Origin of the sequence: Marinobacter segnicrescens (assembly GCF_900111555.1) — a bacterium.
In the GTDB taxonomy this organism is placed as follows: domain Bacteria; phylum Pseudomonadota; class Gammaproteobacteria; order Pseudomonadales; family Oleiphilaceae; genus Marinobacter; species Marinobacter segnicrescens.
This window is the reverse complement of record NZ_FOHZ01000009.1, coordinates 141,394-156,014: the sequence shown is the minus strand read 5'-3', so window position 1 is coordinate 156,014 and position 14,621 is coordinate 141,394. Positions and strand designations below refer to the sequence as shown.

Annotated in this window: 15 protein-coding genes, 1 tRNA gene and 1 pseudogene; 7 read left to right on the top strand and 10 right to left on the bottom strand. The window is 59.3% G+C overall.

What is annotated here, in order from left to right:
• The 4 genes from BM036_RS11130 to BM036_RS11115 all read right to left on the bottom strand — a co-directional run.
• Positions 1 to 270 (bottom strand): transposase (locus tag BM036_RS11130; protein WP_143066597.1); only part of this gene is annotated, 270 nt, incomplete at its 3' end.
• A gap of 101 nt (positions 271 to 371) precedes the next feature.
• On the bottom strand, positions 372 to 653 hold the full coding sequence (locus tag BM036_RS11125; RefSeq protein ID WP_091851828.1) for an Lpp/OprI family alanine-zipper lipoprotein: 282 nt from the start codon (positions 651 to 653) through the stop codon (positions 372 to 374).
• 224 nt (positions 654 to 877) lie between these two features.
• A complete protein-coding gene (locus BM036_RS11120; protein ID WP_413774441.1) occupies positions 878 to 1,336 on the bottom strand; it encodes a L,D-transpeptidase family protein in 459 nt (152 codons plus the stop codon).
• 238 nt (positions 1,337 to 1,574) lie between these two features.
• Positions 1,575 to 3,290, bottom strand: a complete 1,716-nt coding sequence (locus BM036_RS11115; protein ID WP_091851822.1) for a potassium/proton antiporter — start codon at positions 3,288 to 3,290, stop codon at positions 1,575 to 1,577.
• Between the two features lie 139 nt (positions 3,291 to 3,429).
• On the opposite strand from BM036_RS11115, the gene BM036_RS11110 reads away from it, so the two are divergent.
• A tRNA-Gly gene (locus BM036_RS11110) sits at positions 3,430 to 3,503 on the top strand.
• A gap of 61 nt (positions 3,504 to 3,564) precedes the next feature.
• Here BM036_RS11110 and BM036_RS11105 read toward each other — a convergent pair.
• The 3 genes from BM036_RS11105 to BM036_RS11095 form a co-directional block, all read right to left on the bottom strand.
• A complete protein-coding gene (locus BM036_RS11105) occupies positions 3,565 to 4,872 on the bottom strand; it encodes an NAD(P)/FAD-dependent oxidoreductase (RefSeq protein WP_091851820.1) in 1,308 nt (435 codons plus the stop codon).
• 182 nt (positions 4,873 to 5,054) lie between these two features.
• Positions 5,055 to 6,731 carry a dihydroxy-acid dehydratase gene (gene ilvD / locus BM036_RS11100; protein ID WP_091851817.1) on the bottom strand — a complete coding sequence of 559 codons (1,677 nt, stop codon included), beginning with the start codon at positions 6,729 to 6,731 and terminating at the stop codon, positions 5,055 to 5,057.
• 33 nt (positions 6,732 to 6,764) lie between these two features.
• The gene (locus tag BM036_RS11095; protein ID WP_091851814.1) at positions 6,765 to 7,376 is read right to left on the bottom strand and encodes a TetR/AcrR family transcriptional regulator; all 612 of its coding nucleotides are present in this window, start codon (positions 7,374 to 7,376) and stop codon (positions 6,765 to 6,767) included.
• A gap of 108 nt (positions 7,377 to 7,484) precedes the next feature.
• On the opposite strand from BM036_RS11095, the pseudogene BM036_RS11090 reads away from it, so the two are divergent.
• The 3 genes and pseudogenes from BM036_RS11090 (at position 7,485) to BM036_RS11080 (ending at position 9,595) form a co-directional block, all read left to right on the top strand.
• Positions 7,485 to 8,043: pseudogene (locus BM036_RS11090) on the top strand (carboxymuconolactone decarboxylase family protein).
• Between the two features lie 163 nt (positions 8,044 to 8,206).
• Positions 8,207 to 8,884, top strand: a complete 678-nt coding sequence (locus BM036_RS11085) for a TVP38/TMEM64 family protein (protein ID WP_245742582.1) — start codon at positions 8,207 to 8,209, stop codon at positions 8,882 to 8,884.
• A gap of 87 nt (positions 8,885 to 8,971) precedes the next feature.
• Complete coding sequence (locus BM036_RS11080; protein WP_091851812.1) at positions 8,972 to 9,595, top strand: YbhB/YbcL family Raf kinase inhibitor-like protein; 624 nt, start codon at positions 8,972 to 8,974, stop codon at positions 9,593 to 9,595.
• 87 nt (positions 9,596 to 9,682) lie between these two features.
• On the opposite strand, the gene BM036_RS11075 is transcribed toward BM036_RS11080, so the two are convergent.
• Positions 9,683 to 9,916 (bottom strand): anti-sigma factor family protein, encoded by a 234-nt coding sequence (locus BM036_RS11075; RefSeq protein ID WP_091851809.1) that lies wholly within the window; start codon positions 9,914 to 9,916, stop codon positions 9,683 to 9,685.
• Entirely contained in the window at positions 9,910 to 10,533 is a 624-nt protein-coding gene (locus BM036_RS11070) for an RNA polymerase sigma factor (RefSeq protein WP_091851806.1), read from the bottom strand. Before BM036_RS11070 ends, BM036_RS11075 begins: the two co-directional genes overlap by 7 nt.
• 264 nt (positions 10,534 to 10,797) lie before the next feature.
• Here BM036_RS11070 and BM036_RS11065 point away from each other — a divergent pair, with 264 nt between their 5' ends.
• Positions 10,798 to 11,589 carry a C40 family peptidase gene (locus BM036_RS11065; RefSeq protein ID WP_091851803.1) on the top strand — a complete coding sequence of 264 codons (792 nt, stop codon included), beginning with the start codon at positions 10,798 to 10,800 and terminating at the stop codon, positions 11,587 to 11,589.
• A gap of 97 nt (positions 11,590 to 11,686) precedes the next feature.
• Here BM036_RS11065 and BM036_RS11060 read toward each other — a convergent pair whose 3' ends face one another.
• Positions 11,687 to 12,904, bottom strand: a complete 1,218-nt coding sequence (locus BM036_RS11060; RefSeq protein ID WP_091851799.1) for an MFS transporter — start codon at positions 12,902 to 12,904, stop codon at positions 11,687 to 11,689.
• A 161-nt stretch (positions 12,905 to 13,065) separates the two neighbouring features.
• On the opposite strand from BM036_RS11060, the gene BM036_RS11055 reads away from it, so the two are divergent.
• Positions 13,066 to 13,722 (top strand): ArsR/SmtB family transcription factor, encoded by a 657-nt coding sequence (locus BM036_RS11055; RefSeq protein ID WP_091851796.1) that lies wholly within the window; start codon positions 13,066 to 13,068, stop codon positions 13,720 to 13,722.
• 14 nt (positions 13,723 to 13,736) lie between these two features.
• Positions 13,737 to 14,600, top strand: a complete 864-nt coding sequence (locus BM036_RS11050; RefSeq protein ID WP_091851793.1) for a sterol desaturase family protein — start codon at positions 13,737 to 13,739, stop codon at positions 14,598 to 14,600.
• The last annotated feature ends 21 nt before the right edge of the window (positions 14,601 to 14,621 follow it).

The window sequence follows — 14,621 nt, the reverse complement described above, 5'->3', positions numbered from 1 at the left end:
CAGGTTGCGATGACATTCTTTTTCCAGCCGTCGGGTGCTGCTGGTCTGATTGAGGTAGGCGTATATGTATAGCTTGAGCAGATCGCCGGGATGATAAGGGCGTCGGCCTGTGTGAGCCGTCTGCGCTTTCCTGAAACCCATCTCAGACAGGTTCAGTGAATCCACAAAGGCATCAATGACGCGAACCGGGTGATCTTCGGGGACGTAATCTTCGACGCTGGGCGGAAGCAGAAGCGTCTGACTTCGGGGAGTGCCTTCCAGATGTCTCATAAAAAATAACCGCGAGCCATGTCGCGGTTATTTTGCCAGCTTGGGAGGCTGTTTTCACACAGCCTCCAATCGCCGGCCTTTTTCAACGAAGCTATCCGGCCTTACTTCTGGCTGGAACGCTGAAGCATGCGAGCAGCGCGCTCGTTGGCTTCGTCTGCAGCTTGCTTGGCTTCCTTGGCTTCTGCCAGGGCCTGCTCGGCGCGACGCAGGGCAGTGTTGGCCTTGCGGTCAGCGTTGTTGGCAGTGCTCAGGGCGTTGCTTGCAGTCTGCTCAGCAGAGCTTGCAGTTGCATTTGCCTCATCAATGGCAGCCTGGTCAGTAGTGGCACAGCCAGCAGTCAGTGCGGTGGCCAGTGCAAACCCTGCGATCGTCAACTTACGCATGTCTAGAATCCCCTTATTGGTCGTTATACTTCCTGTGGTGCAGAAGTTCTGAATAAATAACATCCTGTTAAATCGGGTCCGACGGCTTACCGCCGGATTCAATGACAGTGTAAAACACTCCCGATAAAAATGTTAACTCGGGATACGTAAAAATTCTTAGGTAATTACATAAACGTAAGTCTGTTGTCAGGAACTTTTTGAATATCTGGGTTTTTCGGCCGATTTCAGGGCAGAATCCGGATGGGCGTGCCCACCTCTACCAGTTGCCAGATCTCATCCATTTCTTCGTTGTTGACCGCGATGCAGCCATCGGTCCAGTCCAGCCCCTTATAGGCGAAGGCCATATCGCCCACGTCATTGGGCAGGCCGTGGATCATGATGTTGCCGCCGGGGCGCAGGCCCCAGGCTTCGGCCAGTTTCCGGTCCCTGGGACTGGGATAGGAAACACGGATCGACTTATAGAAGTCGCTGTTGGGATTGCGGAAGTCGAGGGTGTAGTCGCCTTCGGGTGTCCGGCTGTCGCCCTCGTAGAGCTTGTGGCCTTCCGGCGTCTTGCCGAGGGAAATCCGGTAGTCGCGAACCACCCGCTCGCCGGACAGCAGGTACAGGCGCCGCTCTGCCTTTCGTACTACGACTTCACTGACCGTGCCGATCTTGCTGATGGCCGGTTGGGGCTCTGCCATGGCCAGCGTCCGTAATTCCGCCCCCTGGGTCGTTGTGGCAAGCAGTGCCAGTGTAGCGAGCAACGCTGTTGTCAGGTAGCTGCGCAACATAGTCAGTGTATCCATCATGGTCCGTCAGGTGTTGATTGAAATGATCATAATTTCGCCACTTTATAGCACATTGTTGAGGTTACGCGTAGGTAACATTTGTGGGCATATGTCACAGAAGGTTTCAATGACCCGCAGTCTATTTCCCGGTTCAGGAGTCGGTCATCTTCAGGCCCACCTTGGTGACCCGGTCTGACTCCGTTGCCCGGGCGACCAGTACGACCGGCCCCAGGGTGACCTTGTCACCGACAACAGGGTGGCCCTTGGTGCGCTTTGCAAAACACTCTGCGAGGGAGAGTTCCGGGGGCAGCTCGTCGAATTCAATACCATAGACCTGCTCCACATCCCCCAACAGGGCATCACCATTGAGTACGAAGTCGCCGAAGAAGGCGCGTTCAGCAAGGTGACGCGGCGCCTGCTTGCCCGACAGGGATTTGCCCAGTTCCGACAGGGCGCCGGACACAGCGAATACGGCGACCACGTCACCTTTCGAGATAACCAGGTCGGGGCTCGGGGCGAGGCACTGTCGGTTGCGGAAGACGCCAGCAATCGAGGTGTTGTCAGGCAGCTGTAGTTGCCCCAGGGGGCGGGGATCATTCCACTGGTCGCCCCGTAATGGAAACAGCATCAACTCGTGATTACCGGCGGCGGGAACATCCAGAGGCAACCGGCGGTATGGCTCGCCGGTTGCGGGCACCTCCAGCTTGAGTTTGCGGGCCAGTGGGGCCAGCGTGCTGCCCTGTACTACCAGCGATACCAGCACGATAAAGAATGCGAAATGGAAGATATCCCGGGCTTCCGGCAGTCCCGCCATAATCGGGAATAGCGCCAGAACGATGGGTACCGCTCCGCGCAAGCCGACCCAACTGATGAACAGCAGTTCCCGTCGGTTGAAGCCGAAGGGCCATAACGTACTGAAAACGGCCAGTGGCCGGATCACGAAGATCAGCGTCAGGGCAAGGACCAGGCCACCCCCGATCAGTGGCAGCAAGTCCGATGGGCTTACCAGCAGCCCCAGCATCAGGAAGAGGCAGAGCTGGGCGAGCCAGGCCAGGCCGTCATGAACCTGGAGAATCATGGGCATCATCCGCACTGGTCGGTTACCCACGATCACGCCGGCCAGGTAGATGGCCAGGAAGCCGCTGCCTCCCAGGATATTGGTACCGGCAAATACACACAGGCCTGCTGCACCAACCATCAGAGGGTAAAGGGCCGCCGTGAGGCGTACACGGTTGGCCAGTTCAACGATCAGGAAGCCGCCCAGAATACCCGTGATCGAGCCGATGCCGAACTGGCTCACCAGCATCACCAGCCCATCGGCCAACGACGATGCCCCCCCGGCACTAAGCATGCTGACCAGCATCAGGGTCAGGAAGATGGCCATGGGGTCGTTACTGCCGGACTCGATCTCCAGCGTGGCACTGACCCGCTCGTTAAGGTGGAGGCCGTGCCCCTGTAGCAGCGAGAAAACCGCCGCTGCATCTGTGGAAGAGATGATGGCGCCAATCAGCAGGGCGACCATCCAGTGCAGGTCAAAAACCAGCCAGGCACAGAGCCCGGCGAGCACAGCGGTGATGAACACACCGACTGTCGCCAACAACAGGGCAGGCTTGAGTCCCACCCGGAAGGTTTCAGCCCGGGTGCGCATACCGCCATCAAGCAGGATCACCGCCAGGGCGAGGTTGCCGATGACAAAGGCCAGCTCGAAATCATCGAAGCGGATACCACCAGCCCCGTCCTCGCCCATCAACATCCCCACCCCAAGGAAGATCAGCAGCACCGGCATGCCCACCCGGCTGGAGAGCGGGCTGAGCAGTATGCTCATTACGAGCATGGCGGCGCCGATCAATATGAGGTAGGGATCCATGCACTCTCCGTTCAGGTTATACGATCAATAACAGCTGTCCCGAAAACCCCGGGTACCTTTCGCGTCACAACAGGTGCCACAGGGATGAATGCCGGTGGGTATTGCCTGTTTTCACATGCAGGCCTATATTGAGGCCAACGCGGGTGTAGCTCAATGGTAGAGCAGAAGCTTCCCAAGCTTAAGACGAGGGTTCGATTCCCTTCACCCGCTCCAGAATTTCACACACCCCACCTGGTCGGACCTTCTCTTAAACTGGTGTAGCACTGGTTGGAAATCAGTGCAGCTTCAACCTCGGCTGCATGGCCCGGCTGACCCGGTCCATGGCCCATATGATGGCAGTGCGGACTGGCCCGTGCAGGGCATTCTGGTGCATCCGGTAGAGAGACGCATAGAACAGCCGGGCTACTTTGCCTTCCACGTACATGGAACGCCCGGAGAGATTGCCCATCAGGTTGCCCACCGTGGTGTAGCGGCTGAAGTTAATCAGTGAGCCATGGTCGTGGTAGACAAACGGTACTGGCTCGCCACCATCCAGGCGATGACGCAGTGTCTTGAACAGGGTGTCGGCCTGCTGGTGGGCGGCCTGGGCCCGAGGTGGTACCGGTCGGTCGGAACCTGGTTGCGGGCAGGCCGCGCAGTCGCCAAAGGCAAAGATATCCGGATCGGTGACGGACTGCAGGGTCTGCTTGACGGCGACCTGGTTACCCCGGGTCGTTTCCACGTCCAGCCGGCCCAGCCATTCCGGCGCCTTGATGCCGGCGGCCCAGATGGTCATTTCGGAAGGGATTTCGGTACCATCTTTCATTACCACCACATTCTTCCGTACTTCTGCCACCGGCTGACCAGTGAGCACCTGTACATCCTGATTCTGCAGTTCACGGGTGGCAGCCAGTGAAAGCCGGGCGGGTAGCGCAGGCAGGATGCGGTCCGCGGCTTCGATAACCGACACACGGATATCTCCGGGGCTGAGATGGTTCATGCCATAGACCGGTAATTCACGGGATGCAAGGCGCAGCTCGGCGGCGAGCTCCACGCCAGTAGCCCCGGCGCCGATGATGGTGATGGGCAACTGGTGATCATGGCCCTCCTTCGCATAGTGGTTCTTGCGCAGGAAGGCGTTAAGCATCAGGTTATGGAAGCGCCGGGCCTGGGGCAGGCTGTCCAGGAACAGGCAGTGGTCCTGGGCGCCGGGGGTGCCGAAGTCATTCGCCGTACTGCCCACGGCAAGCACCAGGGTGTCGTACCGGATGTGACGCTCCGGCACGACTTCATTGCCTTCGCTGTCATGGAACGGCGCAATGACGATCCGATGATCCTGCCGGTCCAGGCCAGTCATGCGGCCCAGCTGGAACTCGTAGTGGTGTTTGCGGGCATGTGCCCGGTAGTTGATCTCGTTTGCACTGGCATCCAGCGAGCCGGAAGCGACTTCGTGCAGCAGGGGTTTCCAGACATGGGTCAGACCGGCGTCCACCAGGGTGATACGGGCCTTGCCCTTGCGCCCAAGCCTGTTGCCCAGGCGGGTAACCAGTTCCAGGCCGCCGGCACCACCGCCAACCACCACGATATGGTGTTTGTGTTCCATAGAAAGTGTTCCTGTAAGTGAGGACAGGCAGGCGTCCTTTCGTTACCCGGGCGGGTGACCGATAGCAGGACGCCTGCCTCTCATCACTGGCAGGCAGTTAGTCTGATTTACGGGGCTCTTTGGAGCCAGTGGAGCTTGCTGCCGGGCCGTTGTTTCGCAGGCCCGGCGTATCTCTCTATTTGTCAGGGCAGGTCGGTAACTGCGCCGGTTGAAGCGGAACTGACGGTGCGGGCATACTTGGCCAGCACCCCACGGGCTACCCTGGGGGCCGGGGGCTGCCACGCCTTGCGGCGTCTCTCCAGCTCTTCCTCAGACACGGCCAGTTCTATGGTGTTACTCACGGCGTCGATGGTAATGGTATCACCGTTCTCCACCAGCGCGATGGGACCGCCCTCGGCGGCTTCCGGAGTAATATGACCCACGACAAAGCCGTGGCTGCCACCGGAGAAGCGGCCGTCGGTGATCAGTGCCACGTCACTGCCCAGGCCGCGGCCCATGATGGCCGAGGTGGGGCTGAGCATCTCCCGCATACCGGGGCCGCCCTTGGGTCCCTCGTAACGGATGACCAGCACATCACCGGCAACTACTGAGCCGTCCAGGATACGTTCCTGGGCCTCTTCCTCCGAGTGGAACACCTTGGCCGTGCCGGTGAAGTGAGTGCCTTCCTTGCCGGTAATCTTGGCGACCGAACCCGTTGGGGCCAGATTACCGAAGAGAATCCGCAAATGGCTGTCCGCCTTGATGGGGTTATCGAAGGCATGGATGATGTCCTGGCCTTCCGGGTAGGGTTCCACGCCGGCCAGGTTCTCGGCCAGGGTCTTGCCGGTCACTGTCAGGCAGTCGCCGTGCAGCAGGCCCCGGTCCAGCAGCATCTTCATCAGCGGCTGGATACCGCCAATGGCTACCAGCTCTGACATCATGTAGTGACCAGACGGCCGCAGGTCTGCCAGTACCGGCACCTTTTTACCGATTTGCACGAAATCGTCCAGGCTCAGCTCCACGCCAATGGTGCTGGCCATGCCCAGCAGGTGCAGCACCGCATTGGTGGACCCGCCCAGGGCGATGACGACGGTAATGGCGTTCTCGAAGGCCTTGCGGGTCATGATATCGGAGGGCTTGATGTCCTCCTCCAGCAACTTCAGCACTGCGGCGCCCGCGGCTTCGCAATCCGCCAGCTTGGTGTCAGACACCGCATTCTGGGCCGAGCTGCCCGGCAGGCTCATGCCCATGGCCTCGATAGCCGAAGCCATGGTGTTGGCGGTGTACATACCACCACAGGAACCGGGTCCCGGAATGGCGGTTTCCTCGATCTGTTTAACCTCGATCAGGTCCATGTTGCCCTGGGCATGGGCGCCTACCGCCTCGAATACGGAGATGATGTCGGTGTGATTCTCCCCGGGCTGGATGGTACCGCCGTAGACAAACACCGACGGCCGGTCCAGCCGGGCCAGGCCCATCATGCAGCCGGGCATGTTTTTGTCGCATCCACCGATTGCCACCAGGCCATCAAAGCCCTCGCAGCCGGCAACGGTCTCGATGGAGTCGGCGATGACTTCCCGGGACACCAGGGAATATTTCATGCCCTCGGTACCGTTGGCGATGCCGTCGGACACCGTAATGGTATTGAAAATCAGACTCTTGCCGCCGGACTGGTCGGCGCCCTTGGCGGCTTCCCGCGCCAGGCCGTCGATGTGCATGTTGCAGGGGGTGAGGTTGCTCCAGGTGGAGGCGATGCCCACCTGGGGCTTGCGGAAATCCTCGTCGGTAAAGCCCACCGCCCGCAGCATGGCGCGGCTGGCGGACTTGCCCAGGCCATCAACCACCGGGGCAGAGTGGCGACGTCGCTTGTCGTCGGTCATGGTCTCTCTCCTGAACCGTGGTGTCCCAAGAGGTTAGTGCGTGGTGGGGTGCTGCGTAAAGGCGCCCAGGGCGGTAATGATGTCTTCCGTGAGGGTTTTTATGCTGTCTGTGTCGATGTCCCGCTGGGCCAGCGAGCGCAGTCCCATGATCTGGGCCTGGACCAGCCGGGCGAGCCGGCGGCTGTCTACGCCCGGTTTCAGCTCACCTTGCTCCCGTGCCCGTTCGAACAGTTCGGCCAGGTAGTCTTCGACTTCCCGGAGGCGTCGGTTAACGAGGTCCCGAAGTTCGGGCTGGTCGGAAGTGACTTCCAGGAGGGTCTTCACGACCAGGCAGGCCCTTGCGGGAGAATCCGGGGCGGTAATCTGCTCCGTGAGGGATCTCAGGTAAGTGAAGATGCCCTCCATGATGGTTGGCGACTCTTCCAGTGCTCTGCCCATGGAGTTGGACATGCGCCCTGTATACACCGCCAACGCTTCCCTGAACAGACCGTCCTTGCTGCCAAAGGTGGCATACAAACTGCCAGGCCGCATATCCAGGGCCTTCTCGATCTGTTTCATTGAGGCACCGCCATAGCCCCGCTCCCAGAACAGTCTAACGGCATCCTCCAGGGCTTTATCCCGGTCATACTTGGCGATTCTTGGCATGGAACAACATCCGCCGGTCAGAATTTGTACGATTATAACTTGAATGGTCACTCAAATATAGTTAGGGTGAGGTTGAAATTGAGCGATTATTCAAAAACGGAGGTTCCTATGACTGACTTTGCCTTGCACGATGTCGACTCTGCCCCCGAAGGCGCCAAGCCCCTGCTGGAAGGTTCCAAAAAGAACATGGGCATGATTCCTGGCCTGCACGCCGTCATGGCAGAAGCACCTGGCCTGCTGGAGGGCTACCAGACCCTCCACGGCCTGTTCACCAATACCAGCTTCAACGCCAACGAACAGACCGTGGTCTGGCAGGCGATCAACGTGGAGAACGAGTGCCACTATTGTGTACCCGCCCACACCGGCATCGCCAACATGATGAAAGTGCCGGAAGAGATCACAGAAGCCCTGCGTAACGAAACGCCACTGTCGGATGAAAAGCTGGAAGCGCTGCGCAACTTTACCCTGGCGGTTGTCCGCAAGCGCGGTAACGTCACGAAGGATGATTTGCAGGCCTTCTATCTATGATGCCGGCTACGGGCAACAGCAGGTGCTGGAAGTGATCCTCGGTGTGGCCCAGAAGACCATGAGTAACTATGTCAACCACATTGCCGAGACGCCCATCGACGAGCCATTCAAAAAGTTTGAGTGGAAGAAAAATTCCTGATGCTGCTGTAATCCTGGGGCTCCCTGAGCGTCCAAAAAATGGGGAGTGATCCTCGATTGATGACTCAGGGTTGCAAGCTCTCTGACTCAGGGTACTAAACCCCTTCGGGCGCGTTGCGGTATAGTAGCGCGCCTTTTTTATTTCCCCCGGAGCGGTGTCCATCTTGAAACCCCTGCAACGCCAGACCCTGCTGATCCGATTGCTGGCCATTGCCGGGCTGACCGTGTTGATGGCGGGAATCTGGGTTGTGCTTCAGGCGTTGGGGGCACCAGCTTCCCTCTCTCCATCAGGCCTGTCCTCCTGGTTGCAGGGTGAAGGCCACTGGGGACCATTGTTGCTGGTTCTGCTGATGGTACTGGCTGTCGTAGTGGGCCCCATCCCTACCTTGCCAGTCAGCGCAGCTTCGGGGCTGGCCTTTGGCATGCTTCAGGGAACCCTGATTGCAGTGACGGGCGCGTCGCTGGGCGCCATGGTGGCCTTCTGGAGCAGTCGTATCCTCGCCAGGGACTACTTCCGGCGCAAGCTGTCGAATCACCCTGTCTTTGCTTCTGACGCACCGCAGCGATCACTTTTCTGGGGCATTCTGTTTACGCGGCTGGTGCCGTTATTTTCGTTTGCGCTGATCAGCTATGCTGCCGGGCTTACCTCCGTCACAGCCTTGCGATTCCTGCTGGCGTCAGTGATTGGCATGATGCCCATGACCTTTGTATTCGCCGGACTGGGACACACCCTGGAGGTTCATCCGGTATGGACTGTCCTGGCGGCGGGGGTGCTATTGCTGGCGATGGCGCTGACCCCCTTGTTGTGGCGCCGGCGCAGTCACTCCGGGCCTTCCCGCTGACCTGCATCAGGGTTCGCTGATCTGGACAAGTCCGCCACGCAACTGCTAAAACCGGGGAGTATTTGTGACAGCCAACAGGAGCAAACCATGAAGGTTCAGTTTAACGGCATTACCGAGGGCCAGCCGGTCCCGGAGAAGTTTGCGTTTGGTGTGTACAGCGAAGAAGACCACATGAGCTTCGGTCCCAACCGCAACCCGGAAGTCACCTGGCAGGACGCGCCTGAAGGTACAAAGAGCTTTGCCGTGGTGATGTTTGATTCCGACGTTCCCAGCGTGGCAGACGACGTCAACCAGGAAGGCAAGACAGTCTCGAAAGACATTCCCCGGGTGGATTTCTTCCACTGGCTGCTGGTGGATATTCCCGCTACCACCAGCTGTATTCCCGAAGGCGAGGACAGCGATGGCGTCAGCCCCAAGGGCAAGCAGGCGGGCCCTGGCCCCATTGGCATCCGCGGCGTCAACAATTTCACCCAGTTCCTGGCCGGTAACCCGGACATGGCTGGCACCTACGGTGGCTATGACGGCCCCTGCCCGCCCTGGAACGACGAGTTGGTGCACCACTATCACTACGAGGTCTATGCCCTGGATGTGGAAACCCTCGGCCTGGACGGCGAGTTCGATGGTGAGGCTGTCCGCAAGGCGATGGAAGGACACGTACTGGCCAGCGAGCGGGTTACGGCCACTTACACACTGAATCCGGATCTTCGCTGATCGGTTTTTCCTTCCTGCGGAAAAGCCCTGCTCTCTCCGGACCTGTGTACGAATGTATGCAAAGAGTCCGGGGAGACAACCTCAAGCTCAGCCTTTCAATGCCTCATCGATTGAGCTTTCCAGTCGCCGCAGATACTCCTCGTAGAGGTGGTAGTCCGCGTGGCCTTTCATCAGCTGAGCGCTCTCACGCAGGTTGCCGATGAAGGATCGACAGTGCCTGCACATCAGCAAATGCATTTTCACAGAGAAGTTGTCCGCCGTACTTAGTTGCCCGTCAATGTAGTCACTGCCAATCCTGGCAAGATCTCGACACATCAGCATTCGCCGGTCTCCTGGAAGTCTTCCACCATCAGGTAAATTTTCTGGCGGGCACGGTGCACCAGTACCCTGAGGTTAGACGCACTGATGTCCAGGATATTACAGACATCCTCTGCCTTGTGCTGATGGGCTTCGTAAAGCATAACGGCAGAGCGTTGTTGTTCAGGCAGGGCGGACAGGTGTTTGTCGAGGCAGTCATTCAGCGCACCGTTTTCCATAAGCAACTCAGCATGCTCCTCAAGCCGCAGCCTGGGAGGGGTGGCCCACCGACCTCCCGATTCAAAGCGGCTGGCAATTCCCGGTTCCAGCGCTTCTCCAAATTCGCTGGATACCTCGCGATTGGCAGTACGAAGGCGGTTCTTGCAACGGTTGGCAACGATCCGGTGAAGCCAGGTTTTCAGACCAGAGCGGCCTTCGAACTTCTTGACGGCTTCTACCACATTGACCCAGGTTTCCTGTACCACATCCTCGGCACTGGATGGGTCCAGGTAGTAACGGGCAACAGCCAGCATACCGGGAGAAAACTCCCTGACAGCCTGGTGAAAGGCCTGCTGATCACCCGCCTGGAGGGCGGAGACGAGGTTGCTGTCGTCAGTGATTCTTTCCGTTGGCAATGCCATAACGCGTCTCCGTCACCTGTTCCCGTCAAGTCACTCCAGTCTCTGGGACGGCCTTTTAAGCTCCTGGTTCCCGATTAGCTGAGCAATTGCTCAACTTCTGGCACTTCATGACCCTGGTTCCGGAAATGCGAAAAGTCGGGATAATTTGTTGAACTTGTTCAGAAAAACGCGCGATCATCTGATGTAACGAACGCCTGGCTGGCGTGCCCAAAAGTGACGCGCATCTCGGAATCGTCGCTACCAACAACAAGAAGAGCCGGAACAATGTTCAACTGGATTTCCAGGGCCCTCGCCCACTACCTGTCCAAGCCTGTGGCAGACTTTTCCGTCAGAACCTCAACCTGGGAAGCGCTGGTGGCCACCATCAGGCCTGGAGACGTGTTGCTGGTGGAAGGTAATACGCGGGTCAGCGTGGCTATCAAGTACCTGACCCAGTCCACCTGGTCGCATGCCGCCCTGTACCTGGGAGATTCGGCAGGACTGGGCCACAACGATAACGGTGAGGCCAATACCCTGGTGGAAGCGGACCTTGAGGACGGTATCCGGGCCCTGCCACTGTCTTTTTACCGACACAGCCATACCCGAATCTGTCGTCCGGTTGATCTGGGGCCCGACGATCTCGACGCGTTGACGAGGTATTCCCGTGAAAGACTTGGTCATCAGTATGACCTGAAGAATATTGTGGACCTTGCCCGATACCTGTTGCCAACACCGCCGGTGCCCGTCCGGTACCGGCGAAGAATGCTGGCGCTGGGCAGTGGTGACCCCACCCGGGCGATCTGTTCATCCTTTATCGCCGAGGGATTTCAGCGTATCCCGTACCCCATTCTGCCAGAAGTGATCCCCTTGCCCTCTGATGATCCCCTGTGCCGGGAGTGTGAGCGGGAGCTGTACCGGATTCGTCACCATTCGCTGTTCGCGCCAAGGGACTTCGATGCCTCGCCCTATTTCGAGGTCATCAAGCCCACTATTGCACAGGGGTTCGATTACCGGGCCCTGGCATGGATGCCATCCTCCGATAAGGGCGCTGGCTCGGTGAGGCCGAACTGGCTCTGAGGCAGAAGCACCTGGGCTTTCGGCCTGGGGACAGGATTCTGGATGTGGGCTGCGGCAGCAGTTTTATGTTGATCGCCAGGAACAAGGTCCCGTCCGGCTATGACTCACCTGCCCCCGCAGCCGCGGATACCGGCGCCATTCGCATATTCATCCGTAGCCAGACAGTTGCCAGAACTACCAGGGCTATGGGGGCCAGCATCATGAGGTTGAGTGTCTCCCAGCCCAGGTGGTGCAACAGTGACCCGGACATTAGTGAGCCAATGGCCACCAGTACGAAGATGGCCAGGTCATTGACCCCCTGTACCTTGCCTCGCTCGGCCTCCGCGTGGACGGTCGAAAGCAGTGTACTGCCACCGATGAACAGAAAGTTCCAGCCAACACCCAGCAACACCAGTGCGAACCAGAAGTGGGCCAGGCTTGCGCCCAGCGTAGCGATCAACACGGTGCCTACCAGAAGCAGGCAGCCGGTGAGCAGGATGCGACCCACCCCGAACCGGGCAATCAGGCCGCCTGTAAAGAACGAGGGCACATACATGCCCAGTACGTGCCACTGCATGATCATGGCCACCTGTGCCATATCAAAGCCGTGACTGCGCATGGCCAGCGGTGTGGCTGTCATCACCAGGATCATGACGGCGTAGCCCACGGCACCGGCAATCACTGCCACCTGAAACCGTGGTTGCATTGCGATGGCCGACATGGGACGAGTGGTTTCTCCGGGTTGGGGTTCGCCCGCGGGAGGAACCTTCAGCTGACTCAGCAAACCCATGGCGAGAAGGGCCAGGATGGCGATGATCAGATAGGGGCCACCGGAGGGCACGGCTTCGATGAGCCCGGTCGCCATGCTGGCGTTCCAGGGGCCCAGAAAGGCGGCGGCCACACCGCCGGCCAGCACAAAGGAAATGGCCCGGCTACGGAAGGCCGGGCTGGCAACGTCCACCGCCGCGAAGCGGTAATACATGGCAAATCCCTGGTAAAGGCCCAGAAGAGCGCTGCCAAGGCAGAACAGCCAGAAGGAGTCCAGGGCAATGGCGGTGAAGCTCAGCAACCCACCGGCAGCACCGCCGACGCTGGCACCGGTCATGAACCCGCGACGACGAACGACCCGCTTCATGTACAAGGAGGCCGGCAAGGTCGACACCACGGTGCCCAGCATCATGATGGCAATGGGCAGCGTTGCCAGCCCGGGGTCGGGGCTAAGCTGCTGCCCCACGACGCCGCTGAGGGTCATGACCGTTATGGCAGCCACCATGAAAAAGGTCTGACTGACCACCAGGATGGCGACGTTGCGTTTTTCGAGGTGATAAGGGGCCATCTGAAAGTTTCTCCACGAGTGAGCCGGGCGCGCGTAAATGTACCATACCGCAAGCCTTGCTATTGCCAACATTCTAATAAACGTTAGAATAAAATAATATACCGGTCTGCCAAGTCCGGCCCAGGTTTGGGTACCCCGGCAACTCTGGAGAGAAACGAACGATGACCATCAGACAGGATCTGCTCGACACCCTCGCCCAGGTTGGCAAAGCGCTGGGCAATGGCCACCGGCTTGCCTTGCTGGAGAGACTGGCGCAAGGGGAGGCGGCAGTCGAAACCCTGGCTGAAACTGCCGGGCTGACGGTAGGCAATGCTTCCGCGCACCTGCAGCATCTGCGCCGGGCGGGCCTGGTGACCGCAAGGCGGGCCGGTAAGCAAATGATCTACCGCCTGACAGACCAGCGAACCGTCACCCTGCTGAGCCTGATGCGGGACGTGGCGGAAACCAATCTGGCGGAAATGGAGCGTCTGGTCAGCCGGCTGTTTGCCGACGACAACCCCGATGGCGCCCTGGAGGCCATCTCGCGGGGAGAACTCTTGTCAGGGCTCCGGCACGGCTCTGTTGCACTGCTGGATGTGCGACCGGAAGACGAGTTTGAGTCAGGGCACCTGCCCGACGCCATCAATATTCCACTGGAACAACTGGAAGCCATGCTCGACGAATTGCCCAAGGACCGGGAAATCGTCGCCTACTGTCGGGGTCCCTACTGCGTGCTGTCCCACGAGGCGGTCAAGAAATTGCGGGCGCTGGGCTATCAGGTGCGGCGTTTTGACGAAGGCTTTCCCGAGTGGAAAGCCGCCGGCTTGCCGGTCCAATAAGGCGAGGCACTGCCATGACCGAAACCCTGCTTGCCCATGAACCGGTGATCCAGTTTGGCTTTTTCCTGTCGGTGCTGGTCACCATGGCCCTGTGGGAGGTTTTTGCGGCTCGCCGCCCCCAGGCGGTTGGCCGCCGGACACGGTGGCCGGCCAACCTGATGATCGTGGTGCTGGATACGCTGGCGGTTAGGGTGCTGTTCCCGGTGGCCGCCGTTGGCGCTGCGCTGATGGCGTCAGAAAATGGCTGGGGTTTGCTGAACCTGGTGGCCTTGCCTGCCTGGGTTTCTGTGGTGCTCGCGGTACTGATGCTCGACGCCGCCATCTACTTCCAGCACCGTGTATTTCATGCGGTGCCCTGGCTATGGCGCCTGCACCGGATGCATCACGCGGACCTGGAATTTGATGTCACCACAGCCCTGCGTTTTCACCCGGTTGAGATTGTGCTGTCGATGATGATCAAGGTGGCCATCGTCGTTCTGCTGGGTGCCCCTGTGCTGGCCGTCCTGATCTTCGAGGTTCTGCTGAATGCCACGGCCATGTTCAACCACGGTAATGTCCGGTTGCCCCTGTGGCTCGACAAGTGGTTGCGGCTGATCGTCGTCACACCGGACATGCATCGGGTCCACCATTCAATCATCCGCCGGGAAACCGACAGTAACTTCGGCTTCAACCTGCCCTGGTGGGACCGGCTGTTCGGCACCTACCGGGACCAGCCGGAAAAAGGCCATCTTGGCATGACCATCGGTATTGAGGACTTTCGCACCAGGCGGGATCTGAGGCTGGATCAGATGTTGATCCAGCCGCTGAGAAACAGTGTACTGTCTAGTGGTAGCAAGGTGACGTCGAACGGAACGGTTAACACCGGGAAGGTCGTATGAAACCAGTTTTGCTATCCAGCA